General features: G+C 69.3%; 19 protein-coding genes. 7 read left to right on the top strand and 12 right to left on the bottom strand.

Annotation, left to right across the window (positions count from 1 at the left end; translation table 11 throughout):
- The first annotated feature begins 50 nt into the window (after window positions 1-50).
- Window positions 51-866: a ferritin-like domain-containing protein gene (locus tag ACSFBM_RS05270; RefSeq protein ID WP_435483423.1), complete on the top strand. Its 816-nt coding sequence runs from the start codon at window positions 51-53 to the stop codon at window positions 864-866.
- A gap of 20 nt (window positions 867-886) precedes the next feature.
- Here the strand turns inward: ACSFBM_RS05270 and ACSFBM_RS05265 are convergent, their stop codons facing one another.
- The 8 genes from ACSFBM_RS05265 to ACSFBM_RS05230 form a co-directional block, all read right to left on the bottom strand.
- Window positions 887-1,333, bottom strand: coding sequence for a MaoC family dehydratase (locus ACSFBM_RS05265; protein ID WP_435435674.1), 447 nt, complete (start codon window positions 1,331-1,333; stop codon window positions 887-889).
- Between the two features lie 39 nt (window positions 1,334-1,372).
- Complete coding sequence (locus tag ACSFBM_RS05260; protein ID WP_435483422.1) at window positions 1,373-2,506, bottom strand: thiolase family protein; 1,134 nt, start codon at window positions 2,504-2,506, stop codon at window positions 1,373-1,375.
- A gap of 95 nt (window positions 2,507-2,601) precedes the next feature.
- Window positions 2,602-3,210, bottom strand: a complete 609-nt coding sequence (locus ACSFBM_RS05255; RefSeq protein ID WP_435483421.1) for a TetR/AcrR family transcriptional regulator — start codon at window positions 3,208-3,210, stop codon at window positions 2,602-2,604.
- 64 nt (window positions 3,211-3,274) lie between these two features.
- Window positions 3,275-4,267, bottom strand: a complete 993-nt coding sequence (locus ACSFBM_RS05250; protein WP_435435671.1) for a Bug family tripartite tricarboxylate transporter substrate binding protein — start codon at window positions 4,265-4,267, stop codon at window positions 3,275-3,277.
- Between the two features lie 23 nt (window positions 4,268-4,290).
- Window positions 4,291-5,259, bottom strand: coding sequence for a Bug family tripartite tricarboxylate transporter substrate binding protein (locus ACSFBM_RS05245; RefSeq protein WP_435483420.1), 969 nt, complete (start codon window positions 5,257-5,259; stop codon window positions 4,291-4,293).
- Between the two features lie 20 nt (window positions 5,260-5,279).
- A complete protein-coding gene (locus ACSFBM_RS05240; protein WP_435483419.1) occupies window positions 5,280-6,041 on the bottom strand; it encodes a DUF72 domain-containing protein in 762 nt (253 codons plus the stop codon).
- Window positions 6,016-6,924, bottom strand: coding sequence for a site-specific tyrosine recombinase XerD (gene xerD / locus ACSFBM_RS05235; protein ID WP_435483418.1), 909 nt, complete (start codon window positions 6,922-6,924; stop codon window positions 6,016-6,018). Before xerD ends, ACSFBM_RS05240 begins: the two co-directional genes overlap by 26 nt.
- Window positions 6,925-6,990: 66 nt before the next feature.
- The gene (locus ACSFBM_RS05230; RefSeq protein ID WP_435483417.1) at window positions 6,991-7,965 is read right to left on the bottom strand and encodes a tripartite tricarboxylate transporter substrate binding protein BugE; all 975 of its coding nucleotides are present in this window, start codon (window positions 7,963-7,965) and stop codon (window positions 6,991-6,993) included.
- A 102-nt stretch (window positions 7,966-8,067) separates the two neighbouring features.
- Here ACSFBM_RS05230 and ACSFBM_RS05225 point away from each other — a divergent pair, with 102 nt between their 5' ends.
- Complete coding sequence (locus ACSFBM_RS05225; protein ID WP_435483729.1) at window positions 8,068-8,985, top strand: AEC family transporter; 918 nt, start codon at window positions 8,068-8,070, stop codon at window positions 8,983-8,985.
- A 4-nt stretch (window positions 8,986-8,989) separates the two neighbouring features.
- Here ACSFBM_RS05225 and ACSFBM_RS05220 read toward each other — a convergent pair whose 3' ends face one another.
- The 3 genes from ACSFBM_RS05220 to ACSFBM_RS05210 form a co-directional block, all read right to left on the bottom strand.
- On the bottom strand, window positions 8,990-10,660 hold the full coding sequence (locus tag ACSFBM_RS05220; protein WP_435483416.1) for an ABC-F family ATP-binding cassette domain-containing protein: 1,671 nt from the start codon (window positions 10,658-10,660) through the stop codon (window positions 8,990-8,992).
- 183 nt (window positions 10,661-10,843) lie between these two features.
- Complete coding sequence (locus tag ACSFBM_RS05215; protein ID WP_435483415.1) at window positions 10,844-11,596, bottom strand: sulfite exporter TauE/SafE family protein; 753 nt, start codon at window positions 11,594-11,596, stop codon at window positions 10,844-10,846.
- A 40-nt stretch (window positions 11,597-11,636) separates the two neighbouring features.
- Window positions 11,637-12,890, bottom strand: a complete 1,254-nt coding sequence (locus ACSFBM_RS05210) for an MFS transporter (RefSeq protein WP_435483414.1) — start codon at window positions 12,888-12,890, stop codon at window positions 11,637-11,639.
- Window positions 12,891-12,979: 89 nt separating this feature from the next.
- Here ACSFBM_RS05210 and ACSFBM_RS05205 point away from each other — a divergent pair, with 89 nt between their 5' ends.
- The 4 genes from ACSFBM_RS05205 to ACSFBM_RS05190 all read left to right on the top strand — a co-directional run bounded on the left by ACSFBM_RS05205 (window position 12,980) and on the right by ACSFBM_RS05190 (window position 16,275).
- Complete coding sequence (locus ACSFBM_RS05205) at window positions 12,980-13,897, top strand: AraC family transcriptional regulator (protein WP_435483413.1); 918 nt, start codon at window positions 12,980-12,982, stop codon at window positions 13,895-13,897.
- A 67-nt stretch (window positions 13,898-13,964) separates the two neighbouring features.
- Window positions 13,965-14,693, top strand: a complete 729-nt coding sequence (locus ACSFBM_RS05200; RefSeq protein WP_435483412.1) for a phosphatase PAP2 family protein — start codon at window positions 13,965-13,967, stop codon at window positions 14,691-14,693.
- Between the two features lie 131 nt (window positions 14,694-14,824).
- Entirely contained in the window at window positions 14,825-15,067 is a 243-nt protein-coding gene (locus ACSFBM_RS05195) for an acyl carrier protein (RefSeq protein ID WP_116908594.1), read from the top strand.
- Window positions 15,064-16,275 (top strand): beta-ketoacyl-[acyl-carrier-protein] synthase family protein, encoded by a 1,212-nt coding sequence (locus tag ACSFBM_RS05190; protein WP_435483411.1) that lies wholly within the window; start codon window positions 15,064-15,066, stop codon window positions 16,273-16,275. The genes ACSFBM_RS05195 and ACSFBM_RS05190 overlap by 4 nt, the downstream gene beginning before the upstream one ends.
- Here ACSFBM_RS05190 and ACSFBM_RS05185 read toward each other — a convergent pair.
- Window positions 16,272-17,180 (bottom strand): LysR substrate-binding domain-containing protein, encoded by a 909-nt coding sequence (locus ACSFBM_RS05185; RefSeq protein ID WP_435483728.1) that lies wholly within the window; start codon window positions 17,178-17,180, stop codon window positions 16,272-16,274. The genes ACSFBM_RS05190 and ACSFBM_RS05185 overlap by 4 nt on opposite strands.
- 148 nt (window positions 17,181-17,328) lie before the next feature.
- Between ACSFBM_RS05185 and ACSFBM_RS05180 the strand changes: the two genes are divergently transcribed.
- Window positions 17,329-18,684, top strand: a complete 1,356-nt coding sequence (locus ACSFBM_RS05180; protein ID WP_435483410.1) for a M20/M25/M40 family metallo-hydrolase — start codon at window positions 17,329-17,331, stop codon at window positions 18,682-18,684.
- The last annotated feature ends 58 nt before the right edge of the window (window positions 18,685-18,742 follow it).

The following is an 18,742-nucleotide window of genomic DNA, read 5'->3' as shown; positions in this document are numbered from 1 at the left end:
TGTTCTTGTCTCCGGGAATGTCAAAGAAGGTCAAAACTAGAATTGTAGGGATGCACCCCCGATTGAGCGCGCTCGCCGCGCTGCGCCTGACAGATCCCGATGAAAAGGTGGCCGCCACCCGCGCCGCCGCTGCGTTGTCCGCTACAGATTCAATAGCAAGCGATGCCATCCGCGTGCCGGGCGACGACATCGGCGTGCCGGGCCGCCCCGAAAAGCCCCTGCGCGTGGCCGCCACCGCCGTGCAGAAACGTTCGCCCTTCACCCCCGAGGGCCGCGCGGCGCTGATCCATTCGATCTGCCACATCGAGTTCAACGCGATCAACCTGGCGCTCGACGCCGTGTGGCGCTACGACGGCATGCCCGAGGCCTACTACCGCGACTGGCTGCGCGTGGCCGACGAAGAGGCGCTGCACTTCACGCTGCTGCACACCCACCTGCAGGACATGGGCCACCGCTACGGCGACTTCCCCGGCCACGACGGCCTGTGGAACATGTGCGAGAAAACCAAGGACGACGTGCTCGCGCGCATGGCGCTGGTGCCGCGCACGCTGGAAGCACGCGGCCTGGACGCCACGCCGCTCATCCAGGCCAAGCTCAAGCGCGTGAACACGCCGGACGCGCTGCGCGCGGTCGAGATCCTGGACATCATCCTGCGCGACGAAGTGGGCCACGTGGCCATCGGCAATCACTGGTACCGATGGCTGTGCGACGGCGCGGGCATCGACGCCGAAGCGACCTACCCCGCGCTCGTGGCGCGCTATGACGCGCCGCGGCACAAGCCGCCGTTCAACCTCGAGGCGCGCGGGCGGGCGGGGTTCAGCGCCGAGGAACTGCGCCAGCTCTCGGCGGCCCAGGACAAGGCCTGAAGCCGTCGGCCTGCGTCGTTCTAGGCAGGCCGCGCGTGCACCACCAGCTTCGGCGTGAAGTACTGGAGCACCTCGCCGCGCTGGTTGCGCGTCTGGCAGCGCATCGTCACCATCGCGCGCCCGGGCTTGGAGCGCGAGGGCACGATGTCGACCACCTCGCTGACCACGTGCAGCACGTCGCCGGGCCGCGTGGGCTTGGGCCATTGCAGCTCGCCACCCGAGCCGATGATGCCGTCGGCCAGCGGAATGCCGCTCTCCACCAGCAGCTTCATCGTGAGCGCCGCGGTGTGCCAGCCGCTCGCGGCCAGGCCGCCGAAGAAGGTGCTCTTCGCAGCCTCTTCGTCGGTGTGAAAGGGCTGCGGGTCGAACTGCTGCGCAAAGGCCTTGATCTGCGCCACGTCGAGCGTGTGCTCGGCGCTCTGGAAGCGGTCGCCGACCTTCAGGTCTTCGAGGTACAGCTTGTCCATGGGAGTCTCCTGGTTGTGACGAGCGTCATTCTCGGACGCTCAGACGCGCTCGAGGATCGTCGCAATGCCCTGCCCGCCGCCGATGCATTGCGTGGCCAGCGCATAGCGCCCGCCCTCGCGCGCCAGCAGCGACGCCGCCTTGCCCGTGATGCGCGCGCCGGTCGCGCCCAGCGGATGGCCGATGGCCAGGCCGCCGCCGTCGAGGTTGACCTTCGACGGGTCGAGCCCCAGGTCGCGGATGCAGGCCAGCGCCTGCGACGAGAAGGCCTCGTTGATCTCGATCACGTCGAGGTCTGCGGCACTCAGCCCGGCGCGCGCCAGCGCCTTGCGGGTGGCGGGAATCGGGCCGATGCCCATGACGGCGGGGTCGACCCCCACGGTCGCGAACGACTTGATGCGCGCGAGCGCCTTCAGCCCGTGCGTCGCCGCGAAAGCGTCGCTGGTGACCAGCACCACGGCCGCGCCGTCGGTCAGCGGCGACGAGGTGCCGGCCGTGACCACGCCGTCGGGGCGGAACACGGGCTTGAGGTTCGCCAAGGCTTCGGCCGAGGTCGTGGGGCGGATGCAGCCGTCGACATCGACGATGTCGCCCGAAGCCAGGCGCACCGGAATGATCTCCCCGGCCAGCCGGCCTTGCGCGCGCGCCTCGGCCGCCTTGCGGTGCGATTCCACCGCCAGCGCTTCCTGGTCGGCACGGCTCACATTCCAGCGCTGTGCAACGTTCTCGGCGGTCTCGCCCATCGAGATGTAGGCGTCGGTGCTGTCCTGCAGCTCGGGGTTGGGCGAGAAGTTGAAGCCGCCCTGCGGCACCATCGTCATCGACTCCACGCCCACGCACAGGAAGGCCTCGCCCATGCCTGCCTCGATCTGCGCTGCCGCGATGTGCACGGCCTGCATCGACGAGCCGCAGAAGCGGTTCACCGTCATGCCGCCCACCTCGTGCGGCAGGCCGGCGAGCAGCCCGACGATGCGCGCGAGATTGTTGCCCTGCGAGGCCTCGGGGTACGCGCAGCCGAGGATGACATCTTCGAGCAGCGCCGGGTCGAGGTCGGTGCGTTGCAGCAGGCCGCGCATCACGCCGGCGGCCAGCGTGTCGGGCCGCACGCCGGCAAGGGCGCCTTTCTTGGCGAAGTGGAAGGGAGAACGGGCGTAGGCGGAAATGACGGCTTTCATGGCGATGCTCCAACAGATAAAACCTACCATCCAATCGGTAGTCTATGCGGTTAAAAAATAGGCACGACGGAGCGTGCCTGCGTCGAGCCCGGCGCTCAGCCGGGCAGTGAACTCCTGAGTTGCACGATGGCTTCGTCGAAGTCTTCCACGCGCCCGGTCATGCGCGCCGACAGCAGCGCGCCCTGGCACACGGAGAACACATAGGCGGCGAGCGAGGCGACCGAGGTGCGCCTGGCCTTCGTGCCCTTTTCTGCTTTCTCGCGCGTTCCTTGTGCGGACGCCAGCGCCCCCAGCACGCCAGTGAGCCACGTCACCTGGGTGTTGCGCAGTTCCTGCACGGCCAGGCGAAGCTCGTCGTTGATCACGCCCCAGCCCGGGGCCAGTGCGCCTGCGGGACACATGGCGGAGCCGGCCCGCAGCGTGTTGCGGTACATGCGGAAATACGATTCGAGCGCGTCCTTCGGCTCCCGCGCGCGCGCCGCGTCCCAATCCTTGAAACCCTGCGTGGCCGCCCGGATCACCGCGATGCCCAGCGCTTCCTTGGTCGGAAAGTGGTGGTACAGGCTGGCCTTGCGAACCCCCACCGCATCGGCCACGTCCTGGAAGCTGAAGCCCAGGTAGGAGCGGGTCTCGATGAAGCCGCGCGCCACCGCGAGGATCTGCTCGCGGGTGCTGCCGGTGGCAAGGGCGGTGGCGTCTGTCATCTACCTACTATAAGGTAGGGTGAATCCAACCGCAAGCCGCGCGGTCACTTCGGCGTCAGCAGCCTCAGTCGGCCTTGATGCCGGCCGACTTGATGATGCGGCCGTTGCTCTCGAACTCGCTGGCGATCTCCTTGGCGAACGCTTGCGGCGTACCGCCGGTCGGCACGTTGTCGGTGGCCGTGAGCTTGGCGCGCAGCTCGGGGCTGGCCAGCGCCTTGTTGATCTCGGCGTTGTACTTCGCCACCAGCGCAGGGGGCGTGGCGGCCGGCGCGAACACGCCGAACACCGAGTTGATGTTGGCCGCCTTGTAGCCCAGTTCGGCCAGCGTGGGCACCGCGGGCAGGCTCTCCAGGCGCGCCGGCGCGCCCACGGCCAGCGGGCGCAGCTTGCCCGACTGGATGTGCGACGACAGCGTCGGGCTCGCGTTGGTCGACAAAATCTCGAACTGCCCGCCGATGGCGTCGTTGAGCTGCTGGCCGCCGCCCTTGTAGGGCACGTGCGTGATGTCCACGCCCGCCGCCGCATGCAGCTGCTCCAGCACGATGTGTCCGAGCGAGGCCGGCCCCGACGTGGCCCAGCGCACCGCGCCCGGGTGCGCCTTGGCGTCGTCGATCAGCGCCTTGAAGTCCTTGGCCTTGCTGGCCGGCGTGGCGATCAGCAGCACCGGCGAATACATCACGCTGGCCACCGGCGCCACGTCCTTCAGCGGGTCGAAGGGCAGCTTGCCCAGGTGCGGGCTCAGCACCAGCGGGCTGATGGCCGAGAAGCCCAGCGTGGCGCCGTCGGGCGCGGCCTTGGCGACGGCGTCCATGCCGATGGCGCCGCTGGCGCCGGCGCGGTTGTCCACGATCACCGTGGTGCCCATCTGCGCGGCCAGCCGGTCGCCCAGTGCGCGCGCGACCACGTCGCTGACGCCGCCGGCCGGGTACGCGACGATGAGCCGCACTGTCTTGGGAACGGCTTGGGCGTGGGCGCCGGAGGCAGCGACGAGCGCGGCGGCAGCCAGGAGTCGGGTCGCCGTGCGGCGCGAATGCTTCGAAGAGGCCAGGAAATTCATGTCTGTCGGTTACGTGGGTTGCATCAGTCCAGCTGCAGCTTGCGCTCCTTGATCAGCCTGGACCACTTCTCATTGTCCGCCTTGACGAAAGCCGCGAACTCGACCGGGCCGAGCGAATGCACCTCGGCGCCCGCCGCGGCGAACTTCGCCTTGATCTCCGGCTGCGCCAGCGCCTTGGCCAACTCGCTGGAGAGCTTGTCGACCACGTCCCTGGGCATGTTGGCCGGCCCCACCAACCCCTGGAAGCCGACCGCCTCCATGCCCGCCAGCCCCAGCTCCTTCACGGTCGGCACGTCGGGCAGCTGCGGGTCGCGTACCGGGCCGGTCACAGCCAGCGCCTTGAGCTTGCCGCCTTTCACCTGCGGCAGCAGCACGCTGCCCGCGTCGATGAGGATCTGCGTCTGCCCGCCCAGCAGGTCCTGCACCGCGGGCGCGCTGCCCTTGTACGGCACATGCGTCATGTCCAGGCCGGTGACCTGGTTCATCAGCTCGCCGTTCAGGTGGGTCGAGGTGCCGTTGCCGCCGGAGGCGAAGTTGACCTTGCCCGGCTGCCCCTTGGCCCAGGCCACGAACTCCTTCAGGTTCTTCGCCGGATGGTCGGGCCGCGTCACCGCGATGTAGCTGCCCTGGCTGATCTGGCCGATGTACGTGAACTGCCTGATCGGGTCGTACGGCGGCTTGCTCTGCAGGTAGGGCGCAATGGCGAACGGGCCCGTGTTGGCCAGCAGCAGCGTGTAGCCGTCGGCCGGCTGGCGCGTGAGCTCGGTCGCGGCGATCATGCCGCTGGCGCCCGGCTTGTAGTCGACCACCAGCTGCTGCTTGAGCGCCTCCTGCAGCGGCACCTGCACCGTGCGCGCGGCGAAGTCGATGCCCCCGCCCGGCGGGTAGCCGACGATGAGGCGGATGGGCTTGGCGCTCGGGAAGCCTTGTGCGACGGCAAGGCCGCTGGCGACGGCCAGCGAAAGGCCGGCACAGAGTCGGTTGAAGTTCATGTTCTGTCTCCTCTTGTTGATCATTGGTCTTGCAGCAGGCGCTGCAGCGTCAGCGCGTTGCCGACCGCCTCGCCGCCTGCCGTGTTGTCGAGCACGCACCAGCACTGAGCGCCCTCTTCCTTCGCGAGCCGCAGCCGCTGCGCCAGCCGCGCAAGCAGGCGGTCGTCGTAGGCCGACCAGTAGCGGCGCGGCGAGCCGTGCAGCCGCAGGTAGACAAGGCTCGGCCAGCCACCGGGTGCCGCAGCCTCGTCGAACAACACCGGGTCTGCCAGCACGCGGGCCACCTGAAAGCCCGCGAGCAGGCCGTCGACCTGCGGCGCGAACCAGCTGCGATGGCGCGGCTCCAGCACCACCGCGCCCGAATGCCTTTGCCGCAGCGCGGTGAAAAACCTGCGCACCACGTCGGCATCGAACGCCAGGCTGGGCGGGAGTTGCACGACCAGCGCACCCAGCCTGTCGCCGAGCCCCTCGACCTGCGCGGCAAATTCTTCGAACGCAGGCATCGCATCGACCAGCCTGCATTCGTGTGTCACCGACTGCGGCAGCTTGACCGCGAAGCGAAACCCCGCAGGCGTGCTCGCGGCCCAGCGTTCATACGTCTCGCGCCGGTGCGGCCGGTAGAAAGACGTGTCGATCTCGACCGCGTCGAAGCGCTGCGCGTAGCGTTCGAGGTGCGAGCCCTCGGCCGGAAACTCCGGCCACAGTGCGCGCGGCAGGCTCCAGCCGGCGCAGCCGATGCGCCACGGTTCAGGAGAATCAGCCGCGCGGATGGTGCTGGGCATGCAGCTGCTTCAGGCGCTCGCGCGCCACGTGCGTATAGATGGTGGTGGTCGAGATGTCGGCATGCCCCAGCAGCAGCTGCACCGCGCGCAGGTCGACGCCATGGTTCAGCAGGTGCGTGGCGAAGGCGTGGCGCAGCGTGTGCGGCGACAGCGGCACGTGGATGCCGGCAGCGGCCGCGTGCTTCTTCACGATCATCCAGAACATCACGCGCGTCATGCCGGCGCCGCGCGCGGTCACGAACAGGTCGGGCGTCTGCTGGCCGTCGAGGATGGCGGGGCGCGACTCGTCGATGTAGCGCTCGATCCAGCGCCGCGCCTCGCCGCCGAAGGGCACCAGCCGCTCCTTGTTGCCCTTGCCCAGCACGCGCAGCACGCCGTCGTTCAGGCTCATGTTGATGGCCTTGAGCCCCACCAGCTCGCTCACGCGCAGGCCGCTGGCATACATCACCTCCAGCATCGCGCGGTCGCGCAGGCCCAGCGGCGTCTCGACGTCGGGCGCGCCGAGCAGGTCGTCGACCTGCTTCTCCGACAGCGTCTTGATGGCGCGCGGCATCTGCCGCGCGGGCATGAGCCGGATGGTCGGGTCGGCCACCACGCGCCGCTCGCGCAGCGCCCAGCGGTAGTAGCGCTTGAACACCGTGAGCCGGCGGTTGGCCGAAGTGGCCTTGCCCTGGGTGGACAGGCGCGCGCCCATGTAGGCCTGCACGTCGGTCTCGCGCGCGGCAGTGAGCGCGGCGCCGTCGCGCTGCAGGCGAAGCCACTGCGCGAACAGCGCCAGGTCGCGCCGGTAGGCGGCCAGCGTGTTCTTCGACAACCCGTCCTCGAGCCAGAGGGCGTCGATGAAATCGTCGATGTCGGGTGTTTGCGTGGCGGCCTCGGTCATGCGATGCAAGATAACAAAAGAAAAAGCCGCCCGGCATGCGGGCGGCTTTGCGGTGCGCGAAAAACCTCAGTCGAGCTTGAGGTTCTGCTTTTTCACCACGTCCTTGTAGACCTCGTACTCGGCCTTGATCTGCGCGGAGAACTGCTCGGGCGAGTTGGCCACGATCAGCGAGCCGGTGTCCTCGATGCGCTTGCGCACCGCCGGCTCTTCCACGGCCTTCTTCACGCCCGCGCTGATCTTTTCGACCACTTCCTTCGGCAGGCCCTTGGGGCCGAGGATGCCGTAGTACGCCATGCGGTTCACCGGCTCCAGGCCCACTTCCTTGAAGGTCGGCACGTTGGGCAGCGCGGCCAGGCGCTGCGGTGCGGACACCACGATCGGGATCAGCCGGCCGCTGGTGATGAAGGGCATGGCCGAGGGGATGTTGTCGAACATGATCGGCACCTGGCCGGCCACCACGTCGTTCAGCGCCGGGCCCGCGCCGCGGTACGGGATGTGCGTGACGAAGGTGTTGGTCAGGCTCTTGTAGAGCTCCATCAGCAGGTGGCCGATGCCGCCCGTGCCCGACGACGCGTACGAGTACTTGCCGGGGTTCTTCTTCAGCTCGGCCACGAACTCGGCGTAGTTCTTGGCCGGGAAGTTCGGGTTCACCGCAATGATGTTGGGCGTGGCCGCGATGTTGATGATCGGCGTGAAGTCGTTGATCGGGTCGTACGGCGTCTTCGGATTGATGGCGGGGTTGGCCGCCGTGCTCGACACGGTGGCGATGCCCAGCTTGTAGCCATCGGGCGTGGCGCGCGCGGTTTCGGCCGCGCCCACGATGCCGCCGCCGCCGGCGCGGTTGATCACCACCACCGGCTGGCCGAGCACCTTGCCCAGCGGGTCGGAGATCACGCGCGCCACGATGTCCGTCGTGCCACCGGGTGCGAACGGCACGCTCAGCTCGACGGGCTTGTTCGGGTAGCCCTGTGCAAAGCTCTGGCCCGCAAAAGCAACCAGTGCGGCGCCCCCCACCAGCGCGCTCCATTGACGACGTTGCATCGATAACTCCTTGGATTGTTTGATGTCGAAAAAACGAAGCCCGGATGCTAGCGTCCGAAAGCCGCTTTCCGTGCTGTGGAATACCCACGGTCTGTCCGGTTTATCCTCGAAGCGGTGAACTACGCGCAGCTGCTCTTCCCCGACTTCTCCCTCATCGCCATCGGCTGGCTCCTGTGCCGCTACACCGCGCTCGACCGCCGCGTGTGGGACCAGGTCGAGAGCCTGGTTTACTACTTTCTTTTTCCGGTGCTGCTGTTCCATTCGATCGTGCGCAGCCCGCTGGACTTCGGTGCCACGTCGAACCTGCTGACCGCCGGACTATGCATCGGCGCATGCGGCATCGCCATGGCCTACGCCCTGCCCTTCGTTCCGGGTATTCGCGCGCACATCGACCGGCGCGACCACGCGGCCAGCACGCAGGTCGCGTTCCGCTTCAACTCTTTCATCTGCCTGGCGCTGGCCGAGCGGCTGGCCGGGGGCGAAGGGCTGCTGCTGATCGCGGTGCTGATCGGCGTGTGCGTGCCCATCTTCAACATTGCAGCGGTGTGGCCGATGACGCGCCATGCGAATACCGGTTTCCTGCGGCAGCTGGTGCGCAACCCGCTGATCGTGGCGACCGTGGCCGGGCTGCTGGCCAACGTCCTGGGCCTGACCGTGCCGAGCTGGGCCACCCCGACACTCACGCGCATCGGCGCGGCGTCGCTGGCGCTGGGGCTGCTCGCGGCCGGCGCGGGCATGAAGTTCTCCACGCTGGGCACGGGCAAGGTGCTGGCGGTGTCGGTGCTGTCGATCCGCCATCTTTTCCTGCCTCTGGTCGCCTGGGGGCTGGTGCATGCGCTGCGGCTCGATGCGACGCAGGCGGTCGTGCTGATGGCCTTCTCCGCGGTGCCGACGGCATCGAGCGCCTATGTGCTGGCCGCGCGCATGGGCTACAACGGGCCCTATGTGGCGGGGCTGGTGACGCTGTCGACCCTGCTGGGCGTTCTGAGCCTGCCGTTCGCGCTGGCGTTGCCGCGATAGGCAGCTACCCCAGGTCGCTCAGCGCCCACCCACCTGCCTGCGCATCGAGCCTGTGCGTAAGACCCAGCGCCGACAGGAACCGCGAATCGTGCGACACCACCACGATCGCTCCAGGGAACCCGCGCAACGCCTGTTCGAGTGCCGACACCGAAGCGATGTCGAGGTGATTCGTCGGCTCGTCGAGCAACAGCATCTGCGCCGGTGCGCCGCTCCATAGCGCGCACGCCAACGCGGCCTTCAGGCGCTCGCCCCCACTGAGCTGTGCCACGGGCCGGCACACCGCAGCCGCGCCGAGCCCCAGCAGCGCCAGCCGGGTGCGCAGTTCGGCTTGGGGCAAAAGCGAATGCAGGGCCTGCAGCTGCTGCAAGACGGAGCGGCCCGAAGACAGCGCGTCGTCCGCGTCATGGCCCTGGTCGAGCCATGCGGACCGCAGCGGTGCCTCACACCTGCCGGCGCGTGGCTCGTCGCGGCCCGCGAGCATCCGCAGGAGGCTGGTCTTGCCGCAGCCATTGGCGCCTGTGACGCCGATGCGCACAGGGCCGTGCAGGCACAGGCTCGACGGCTGCGCATCGGCCGGCCACGCAGGCACTGCGTCTTCGAGCCACAGCACGCGGCGTCCCGCGGGAACAGACGAGGCCGGCAGCGCGAGCGCCACGGCGGGCGCGCCCGTCACATGGGCTGCGGCCTCGCGCACCGCGCTGTCGAGCGCGTCGCGGCTCTCGCGCTTGCGCTCGCTCTCTCGGCCTGCATGCGCCTGTGCGTTGTCCTTCAGGCGTCCCAGGTGCAGCCCGCCCAGGTTCGCTTCTCGCGCCCAGTTCGTGCCGCGTGCGGCACGGCGCTGCTGCGCATCGTGCTGCTTGTGCAGTTCGCGCAAGGCGCTCGCGCGCTCGGTGCGCGCATGGTCCAGCCGGGCTTGCGCGGCGGCTGCTTCGCGGTCGCGCCACGCGCTGTACGCGGTCCAGCCGCCGGTGCAACCGCGCAGGCGGCCGTGGGGCGTGATCTCGACGATGCGGTCCATGCCCTCGAGCAGTTCCCGGTCGTGGCTTGCGATGACGGCCACGCCCCTCCACGCGGCGAGCTGCTCGCTCAACCAGCGGCGCGCATCGGCGTCGAGGTGGTTGGTGGGCTCGTCGAGCAGCAAGCCGTCGGCGCCCGACAGGAAGGCGCCGACCAGCGCCACGCGCGTGCGTTCGCCGCCGCTCAGACCGTCGGCCGGCCGCAGCGGTGCGAGCGCGAGTCCGGCGACTTGCAGCGCTGCGGTGAAGCGGGCCGGCAGATCCCATTGCCCCTCGGCGATATCGAAGTCCGACGGCGCACCGACGCCCGCCTCGATGCGCGCCAGCGCCGCCAGCGGCGGCCCGAGCCCGGCCAGGTCGGCCACGCTGGCGTCCGGCGTCGGCGCGAGGTTCTGAGGCACATGCGCGATGCGCGCCGGCCGCAGCACCACGCCCGCACTCGGCATCTCGTGGCCTGCCAGCAGTTCGATGAGCCGCGTCTTGCCGGCGCCGTTGCGGCCCACGAGGCCGATGCGGCCGGACTGGAAAGTCTCGTCGATATCGTCGAACAGCAGCCGCCCGTCGGGCAGCACAAGGCGCACATGGCGCAGTGCGAAAGAGAAAGCAGAAGAAGCGCCCAGGCCTGCGGCCGGACGCGGAGCGTGTGTGCGATGAGCCATGCGCGGCCCTCCGATGAGTTCGTTGCAAGGCGATGCAAAGGCTTTGCATCGCGGCGAATCAGGGGAGGCTCAAAGGCGCATTTCGGGGGGACGCTCCGGATGGGGAAAAAGGCCCGCCAAGGCGACGGGTCCTGCGCTTGGAAGGCACGCGGCCGGGAAGGTTCCCGGCCTGCCGCTCAACGCTCAGCCGCACTGCAACAGCGCCGGCACCGCCGACGCCAGCATCGCCACGCCGGACGCGGTCAGCAGGCCCAGCACCAGCTTGCGAAACATGGCCTCGCTGATGCCGATGTACAGCCGCGCGCCCAGCAGCACCGGCACCGCGACCGCCACGGCAACGAGCGCCAGCAGCGGCACGGTGGCGCGCGAGATGCTGCCGCTGGCCAGGTGGATCGCGAACGCCACCGCCAGCATCGACAGGTTGAAGTTCTGGATGACGGCGCGCTGCGTATCGCGCTGGAAGCCGCGCAGCGTGCACCAGAGCGTGGGAATGGTCCCCGAGAACCCGCCGATGCCCGCCATCGCACCGCCGATGGCGCCGGCCACCCCGTCGGCCACGCGCCCGCCGAACGCCACCTTCGGCAGGTGTTGCGACATCAGCATGGCCGGGCACCACAGCACCAGCAGCACGCCGAGGCACAACTTGAAGACCACGAGGTCCAGGTGCGGCAGCAGCCAGACACCGAAGGGCACGCCGACCAGGCCGCCGAGCACGAAGGGCCACAGAATGCTTTTGTCGAAGGCCCGGCGCACGGTGACCGCGGCGATCACCTGCCCGGTCAGTGCCCCGAACAGCGCGAGCAAGGCGGCCAGTTGCGGCTCCAGCGTCCAGGCCCAGACCGACATGGCGACCAACCCGAACGCAAAGCCCGACAGGCCCTGCACGAACCCCGCCAGCACCGCGCCGGCGATCACATAGACATACAAGGCTTGCATGCGGCCGATGATATCGGCGGCACTTCAGCCGAAAGCGGTGTCAGGCCGAGGCCGGCACGAACGCCGTGCGGCGCACGCGGCGCACGTTGAAGGCGCTCGCAATCAGCACGCCCTGCACCAGCGCCAGGCCGACGATCACGCTGGTGTACTGGCCGCTGTCCATCAGCCGGCCGAACACCAGCGGCGCCACGGCCTGGCCGATGTCGAGCCCCGCATACACCACGCCGTAGACGCGCCCGGTGGCATTGGGCGGTGTCGACTTCTTCACCAGCAGGTCGCGCGAAGGCCCCGCGATGCCCGAGACGAAACCCATGGCGCCGAACAGCACGGGCACCACGACCGGCGGAAAGTCCGCAAAGGCCAACACCAGCGCCAGCGTGGCTGCAATGCCGAAGCCCGCGCCCACGATGCGTTCGCAACGCGAAGGGTCCGAGGCCAGGAAGCCGCCGAACACCATGCCGACCGCGCTGGCCACCATGTAGACCGTGAGGCACATCGCCACCAGCGCCACCGGCACCGCATGCAGGTGGCCCGCGGCGACCGGTGCAAAGGTCTGCACCACGCTGATCACCGCGGCATAGAAGAAGAAGAAACCGAAGCACATCCACACGGCCGGAATGCGCAGGAAGTCGAACTCGCCGCCGGCCGGTGCAGCCGCGCCCTGCCCCGTGGCCTTGTGCACGGCGGCCGCGTCGAGCGACAGCACGCTGCGGTACACCCACAGCACCAGCAGCACCACCAGGGCCACGGCGCCTGCGGAGGCCAGCGCCACGCGCCACGAGTAGGCAATGGCGATCGGCACCACGAAGGCCGGGGCCAGCGCCCAGCCCAGGCTGCCGGTGATGCCGTGCACGCTGTAGGCATGGCCCAGCCGCGTGGGTGCGACCTTGCGGTTGAACAGCGTGTAGTCCACCGGGTGGAACACGCCGTTGCCGATGCCGCCGACCACCGCGCTCAGCAGCAGCATCCAGTAGCTCTGCGCCGCCGCGTAGCCGAAGGCCGCCAGGCCCAGCGCGCCCAGGCCCACGAACAGCACCGGGCGCGGGCCCAGCTTGTCGACGATGAAACCGGACGCAGCCTGCACGATGCACGAGACCACGAAGAACACCGTGAGCACCGCGCCCAGCTCGACGTAGCTCACGTTGAACGCGTCCTTCAGCCAGGGAAACAGCGGCGCCAGGATGAGCTGGCTGAAGTGGCTGACCGCGTGGGCCATGCCGACCAGGCCGATCAGCTTGGCGTCGGTGCGCAAGGTGGTGGGCGGGACGGCGGTCGAGGAGGTCGAAGAGGACATGGATTGCTACAAAAAACCGGGGCGGGCACCGATGCTATGCGGCGGTGGCGCGGCAGAATGGCGATACAGCGACAACATTTGTCGAAACCATGCCAAGCGACGCCCCCCCCTCCCTCGCGACCGCCAGAACCGCCCAAACCTCGGACACCGCCGCACCGCCTCCCGCGCGGAGTGCGCGCGGCGCGGTGGCCGCCCCCGCGCACAGCGTCGGGCCGCTCACGCCCCACCTCTACGCCCCCGACGCAGTGCGCCCGCTGCGCGCCAAGGAGCACTTCCTCACGGCCGACACGCGGGTCGAGCTGCACGAGCACCCGTGGCCGCAGCTCACCTTCTCCACCCGCGGCGTGATCCGTCTGAGCACGCAGGACGGCAGCTACATCGTGCCGCCCTCCCGCGCGCTCTGGGTGCCGGCCAACATGCCGCACAGCATCACGCTGATCGAAGACGCGGAGCTGCGCACCGTCTACCTGCACGCCTGGATCGCGCCCACCTGGGAGAAGTGCGAGGTGCTCGAAATCAGCCCGCTGCTGCGCGCGCTGATGCTGGCGCTGGACACCACGCCCGACGGCCTGCCGCCGGCAGACCCGCATGCGCCGCAGCGCGAACGCATGATCGCGCCGCTGCTGGTCGACGAGCTGGAGCGCGCCACGCAGATCCGCATCGACGTGCCGCTGCCCACCGACAAGCGCCTGCGCCAGCTGTGCGAGGCGCTGCTGCGCAACCCGGCCGACCGCGCCACGCTGGCCGAGCGCGCGGCCGGCATCGGCGCCAGCGAGCGCACCGTGGCGCGGCTGTTCCGCGACCAGCTCGGCATGAGCTGGCAGCAGTGGCGCCAGCAGGCCGTGATGGCGCATGCGTTGCCGCTGCTGGCGCGCGGCATGGCCGTGAGCCAGGTGGCGGCCGCCAGCGGCTATGCCACCGACAGCGCCTTCTGCGCGATGTTCAAGGCAGCCACGGGCCGCTCACCGACGTCGTTCCAGCATCGCAAGCGCCCTGCCGCCGCCTGAACCGGCGGGGCTTCGGGGGCGCGCCGTGGCGGGCCGCCGCGCTCTGGCAAGATCGGCCACCGACACCATGCACTCACAGATCCCCCTGCACATGGCGCCCGACGCCGGACCACGCGCGTGGACCGCCGACATCTGGCTGCGAATGCGCCGCCACTTCCTGCTGAAGGCGGTCGGTACCACGGTCTTCACGTGGCTCTTCTTCATCGGCTACTTCCACCTGCTGCGCAACCCGGCCTTTCCGGTCACGGTGATGCCGCTCACGGCGCTGGACCACCTGATTGCATTCCAGCCCTACACGCTGGGCGCCTACCTGTCGCTCTGGCTGTACGTGGGCGTCGCGCCCGGCTTGCAGCTGACTTTCAGGGAGCTGCTGGTCTACGGGCTGTGGATCAGCGGCCTGTGCCTCACGGGGCTGGGCATCTTCTACCTGTGGCCCACACAGATCCCGCCGCTGCCCATCGATGCGTCGGGCTATCCCGGCTTCGCGATGCTGCAGGGTGTAGACGCGGCCGGCAACGCCTGTCCGTCGATGCACGTCGCGGTGGCGATCTTCACTGCCGTGCGCGTGCACGACGTGCTGCGCCGGGCCCGTACGCCTGCATTCCTGTACTGGATCAACTGGTTCTGGTTTGCCGCCATTGCCTACTCGACGCTGGCGGTCAAGCAGCACGTGGTGCTCGACGTGCTGGCCGGTGCGCTGCTGGGCATGGCGTTCGCCCTTCCCTCGCTGCGCTGGCGGCCGGGAAGGCACGCGGACAAGCAGGCGACAAAGCGACAGCAAGGGGGATGTCCCTAGGGTGCGAGCGGATATCATCGGCAATCATTGATCACACTCACCACTGGCCGAACGAGGAAGGGATCGATTCAATGGCACGCCCTCCAGGGGCGGCAATCGATTCGGCGGCACATGACGACAGGCATCGCACGATGAGTTCGCTGAAGGAATTGCAGGACCTGATCCACGAGAAGTACGGCATCGATCCGTCGAAGCTCGACCCGCATGCATCGATGCGGGAAACCGGCGGACTCGATTCGCTGGCGCTCGCAGAATTTCTCTTCGCCATCGAAGACCACTTCGGCATCACCATGCCCGACGAAGACGCGAGCATCGACACCCTGGCCGAACTCGCGCAGCTGGTCGACAAGGTCCGGGCCGCGAAGACAGCGTGAACCACGCCGTCGCGGTCACCGGTCTGGGCGTCGTGGCGCCGCATGGCGACGAGCCCGTCGCGCTGTTCCAGGCGCTGCTGCAGGGCCGCTCGGCCATCCAACCCGTCTTTCCCGAACTGCCCAAGCCGGCCGCGGCCGCCACGGCGGCCTTCGACGAATCCCGCTGGTTCACCAAGCTGCAGCTGGCAGGCGTCGACCGCGTGAGCCAGCTGGCCGTGGCCGCCGCCGACCTGGCCATGCGCGACGCGGGCCTGGCGGCAGGCGATGCCGACCCCGAACGCATCGGCGTCTTCTCCGGCTGCGGCATGGGCGGCGCGGCGGCGCTCGAAGCGGCCTACCGCGGCAACGGCCGTGTGTCGCCGCTGACCATTCCGGCCTTCATGCCCAACGCGCCGGCCGCCCACGTGGCCATGCGCCAGGGCGCGCAAGGGCCGGTGCTCACCTATTCCGTGGCCTGCGCCTCGTCGTCCGCCGCCATCGCCGAAGCGGCCAAGGCCGTGCAGCGCGGCGAGGTCGACATCGCCATTGCCGGCGGCAGCGAAGCGCTGATCGTGCCCGGCGTGGTCGTGGCCTGGCAGGCCATGCAGACGCTGGCCACCTTCCAGCCCGGCGAAGCAGCCGGCGCGGTGCGCCCGTTCGCCACCGACCGCAGCGGCTTCGCCCTGGGCGAAGGCGCGGCCTTCCTGATTCTCGAATCGGCCGAGCGCGCCCGTGCGCGCGGCGCCCGCAGCTACGCCACGCTGGCCGGCTGGGGCCTGAGCAGCGACGCCACCCACCTCACCAAGCCCGACGCCCCGGGCCAGGCACGCGCCCTGCGCGCGGCCCTGCGCCAGGCCGGCCTGCAGCCGCGCGACGTGGGCTACTGCAACGCGCACGGCACGGCCACGCGCATCGGCGACGTGGTCGAGCGAAATGCGCTGGCGGACGTGTGGGGCGACGACCTCGGCGCGCTGCGCGTGAGCTCGACCAAGGCCTTGCATGGCCACCTGCTGGGCGCGGCCGGCGCCATCGAGGCGGTCATCACCGTGCTGGCGCTGCACCAGCGGCAATTGCCGCCTAACGCCCACTGCACCGAGATCGATTCGGCGTGCCAGATGAACCTGGTGGCGCCCGGCAACACCGCGGCACCGTCGCTCGAGGCCGCCATCAGCAACTCATTCGCCTTCGGCGGCACGAACTCCGTGCTGCTGTTCCGCCGGCCGGACTAAGCCGGTTGCGCTTGCGGCTCGGCCGCCGTCGCCCGAAGCCACGCCACGAAGGCGCCGATCAACGGATCGTCGGTGCGGCTCGGCGCCACGAACACGCTGTAGCCCCGGCTCGACGGCGCCCGGTGCGGGCAGGCCAGCACCAGTTCGCCGGAGCGCAGTTCGCGTTCGACGAAATACGCGGGCACCAGCCCCACGCCCAGGTCGGCGCGCACCGCGGCAATCAGCGTGGAAAACAGGTCGAAGCGGTGCCCCGCCACCAGGCTGTACGGCGCCTGCGCGTGCGCCGTCTGGGCAAACCACTCCTCCCAGGCGCCCATGCGGGTGCGCAGTTGCAGCAGCGGCGCGGCGCGAAAGTCGCCCCGCGCCATGGCCGGGCGCCCCTTCGCCTGCGGCGAGCACACCGCCACGCATGACTCGCCCATCAAGGGCAGCGCGTTCGCACCGGGCCATACCGCGTCGTCGTACTGCACGCCCACGTCGAAGGGCATGTCTTCCATGTAGAGGTGTGTCGGAAACACCTGCAGGTGCAGGCTGCAGCCCGGGTGCTGCGCGATGAATGCCGGCAGCCGCGGCATGAGCCAGCCCTCGGCCAGCACAGGCACCGCGCCCACCAGCAGTCGCAGGCCGTCGGTGCGCTGTGCCATGGCCTCGAGCGTGTGGTTCTGCAGGCGCAGCAGGTCGCCCGACACCTGCCCGTGGTAGCGCCGCCCCGCCTCGGTGAGCTCGGTGCCGCGCGCGGTGCGCTGCACCAGCCGCACGCCGATCTGGCTCTCCAGCAGCCGCAACTGCTGGCTCACCGCGCTATGCGTGAGGCACAGTTCCTCCGCGGCCTTGCCCACGCCATGATGACGGGCGACTGCGTCGAAGATCAACAGCGCGCGGGTGCTGGGAATGTGGCGGCGCATGGTGGCCATGAAGATCGGCTCGTTAGAAAAACTGACAACGCCGAAGATTAAACCAGAGCAGGCACGTAGCACAGCCGCAAGAATTGCTGACGACACCGCGTCGTCGGCGCGCTCCTTTCCGTCGCACTCTCAAGGAATCTTGCTCACCATGTCCCGCCCTGCGTCTCTTCGCCTCGCTCCGATCGTCCTCGCCTTGGCATCCGCCGCTGCCGGCCTCGCCCATGCCCAGACAGGCTCCGTCGCGGCCACGCCCATGCAGGTGCGCCCCGACGTCGACAAGGCCTACACGCAGCTGATGGCGTCTCCCGCCATCCAGAAGCTGCTGGACGCGGTGAAGGCCGACCACGAGCGCTCGGTCGAAGACCTGAAGATGCTCACCGAGATCGAAGCCCCGCCCTTCAAGGAACAGAAGCGCGCCGAGGCCTTCCTCGCGCGCATGAAGGCGCTCGGCCTCGCCGACGCGAAGATCGACGCCGAAGGCAACGTGGTCGGCCTGCGCAAGGGCACGGGCAACGGGCCCAAGCTGCTCATTTCGGCCCACCTCGACACCGTGTTCCCCGCCGGCACCGACGTGAAGGTGAAGGAGCGCGACGGCAAGCTCTACGCGCCGGGCATCTCCGACGACACGCGCGGCCTGTCGGTGCTGCTGTCGTGGCTCAAAGTGCTGAACGACAACAAGGTGCAGACCGCGGGCGACCTGCTGTTCGTGGGCAACGTGGGCGAGGAAGAGCTGGGCAACCTTCGCGGCATCAAGGCGATTTTTCGCGACAACCTGGACATCGACGGCATGGTCGGCCTGGAGCCCGCGCCCGAAGGCACGGTGCTGATGCTGGGCACGGGCAGCCACCGCTACGAAGTGACCTTCAAGGGCCCGGGCGGCCACAGCTTCGGCGCCTTCGGCCAGGTGCCCAGCGCCATCCACGGCATGGGCCGCGCCATCGCCAAGATCGCCGACGTGCGCACGCCGACGTTTCCCAAGACCACCTTCACCGTGGGCACGGTCGGCGGCGGCACCTCGGTGAACACCATCGCGCCCGATGCCCGCATGGCGGTGGACATCCGCTCAGACGAAATGGCGCCGCTGCTGGAAGCCGAGAAGAAGATCCTGGCCGCCATCGACGAAGCGGTGGTGGAAGAAAACAAGCGCTGGAACGTGAACACGCTCAGCGTGAGCACCAAGCTCATCGGCGACCGCCCGGGCGGCCGCACGCAGTCGGACACGGTGATCGTCGAGGCCGCCACGCGCTCGAACGCGGCCTTCGGCCACAAGACGCTGCTGACGGGCGCCAGCACCGACGCCAACGTGCCGATGTCGCTGGGCATCCCGGCCATCATCATCGGCGGCGGCGGCAAGACCGGCGGCTTCCACGCGCTCTCGGAGTGGATCGACGTGACCGACGGCTGGAAGGGTGCGCAGAACTCGCTGGTGACGGTGCTGGGGCTGGTCGGCGTGCAGGGCACGAGCACGCCGCTGCTCGAAAAGCGCCCGCCGCGCACGAAGTAATCGGCGTGCCACGGGGGCCAGAGTCCCGGGCACTCTCCGTTATGCTGGTGGCCGCTTC

The sequence above is a fragment of the Variovorax pasteuri genome (genome assembly GCF_051216435.1).
GTDB lineage: Bacteria > Pseudomonadota > Gammaproteobacteria > Burkholderiales > Burkholderiaceae_C > Variovorax.
Note: the sequence above shows the minus strand (reverse complement) of the source record. Positions and strands in the feature narration are given on the sequence as shown.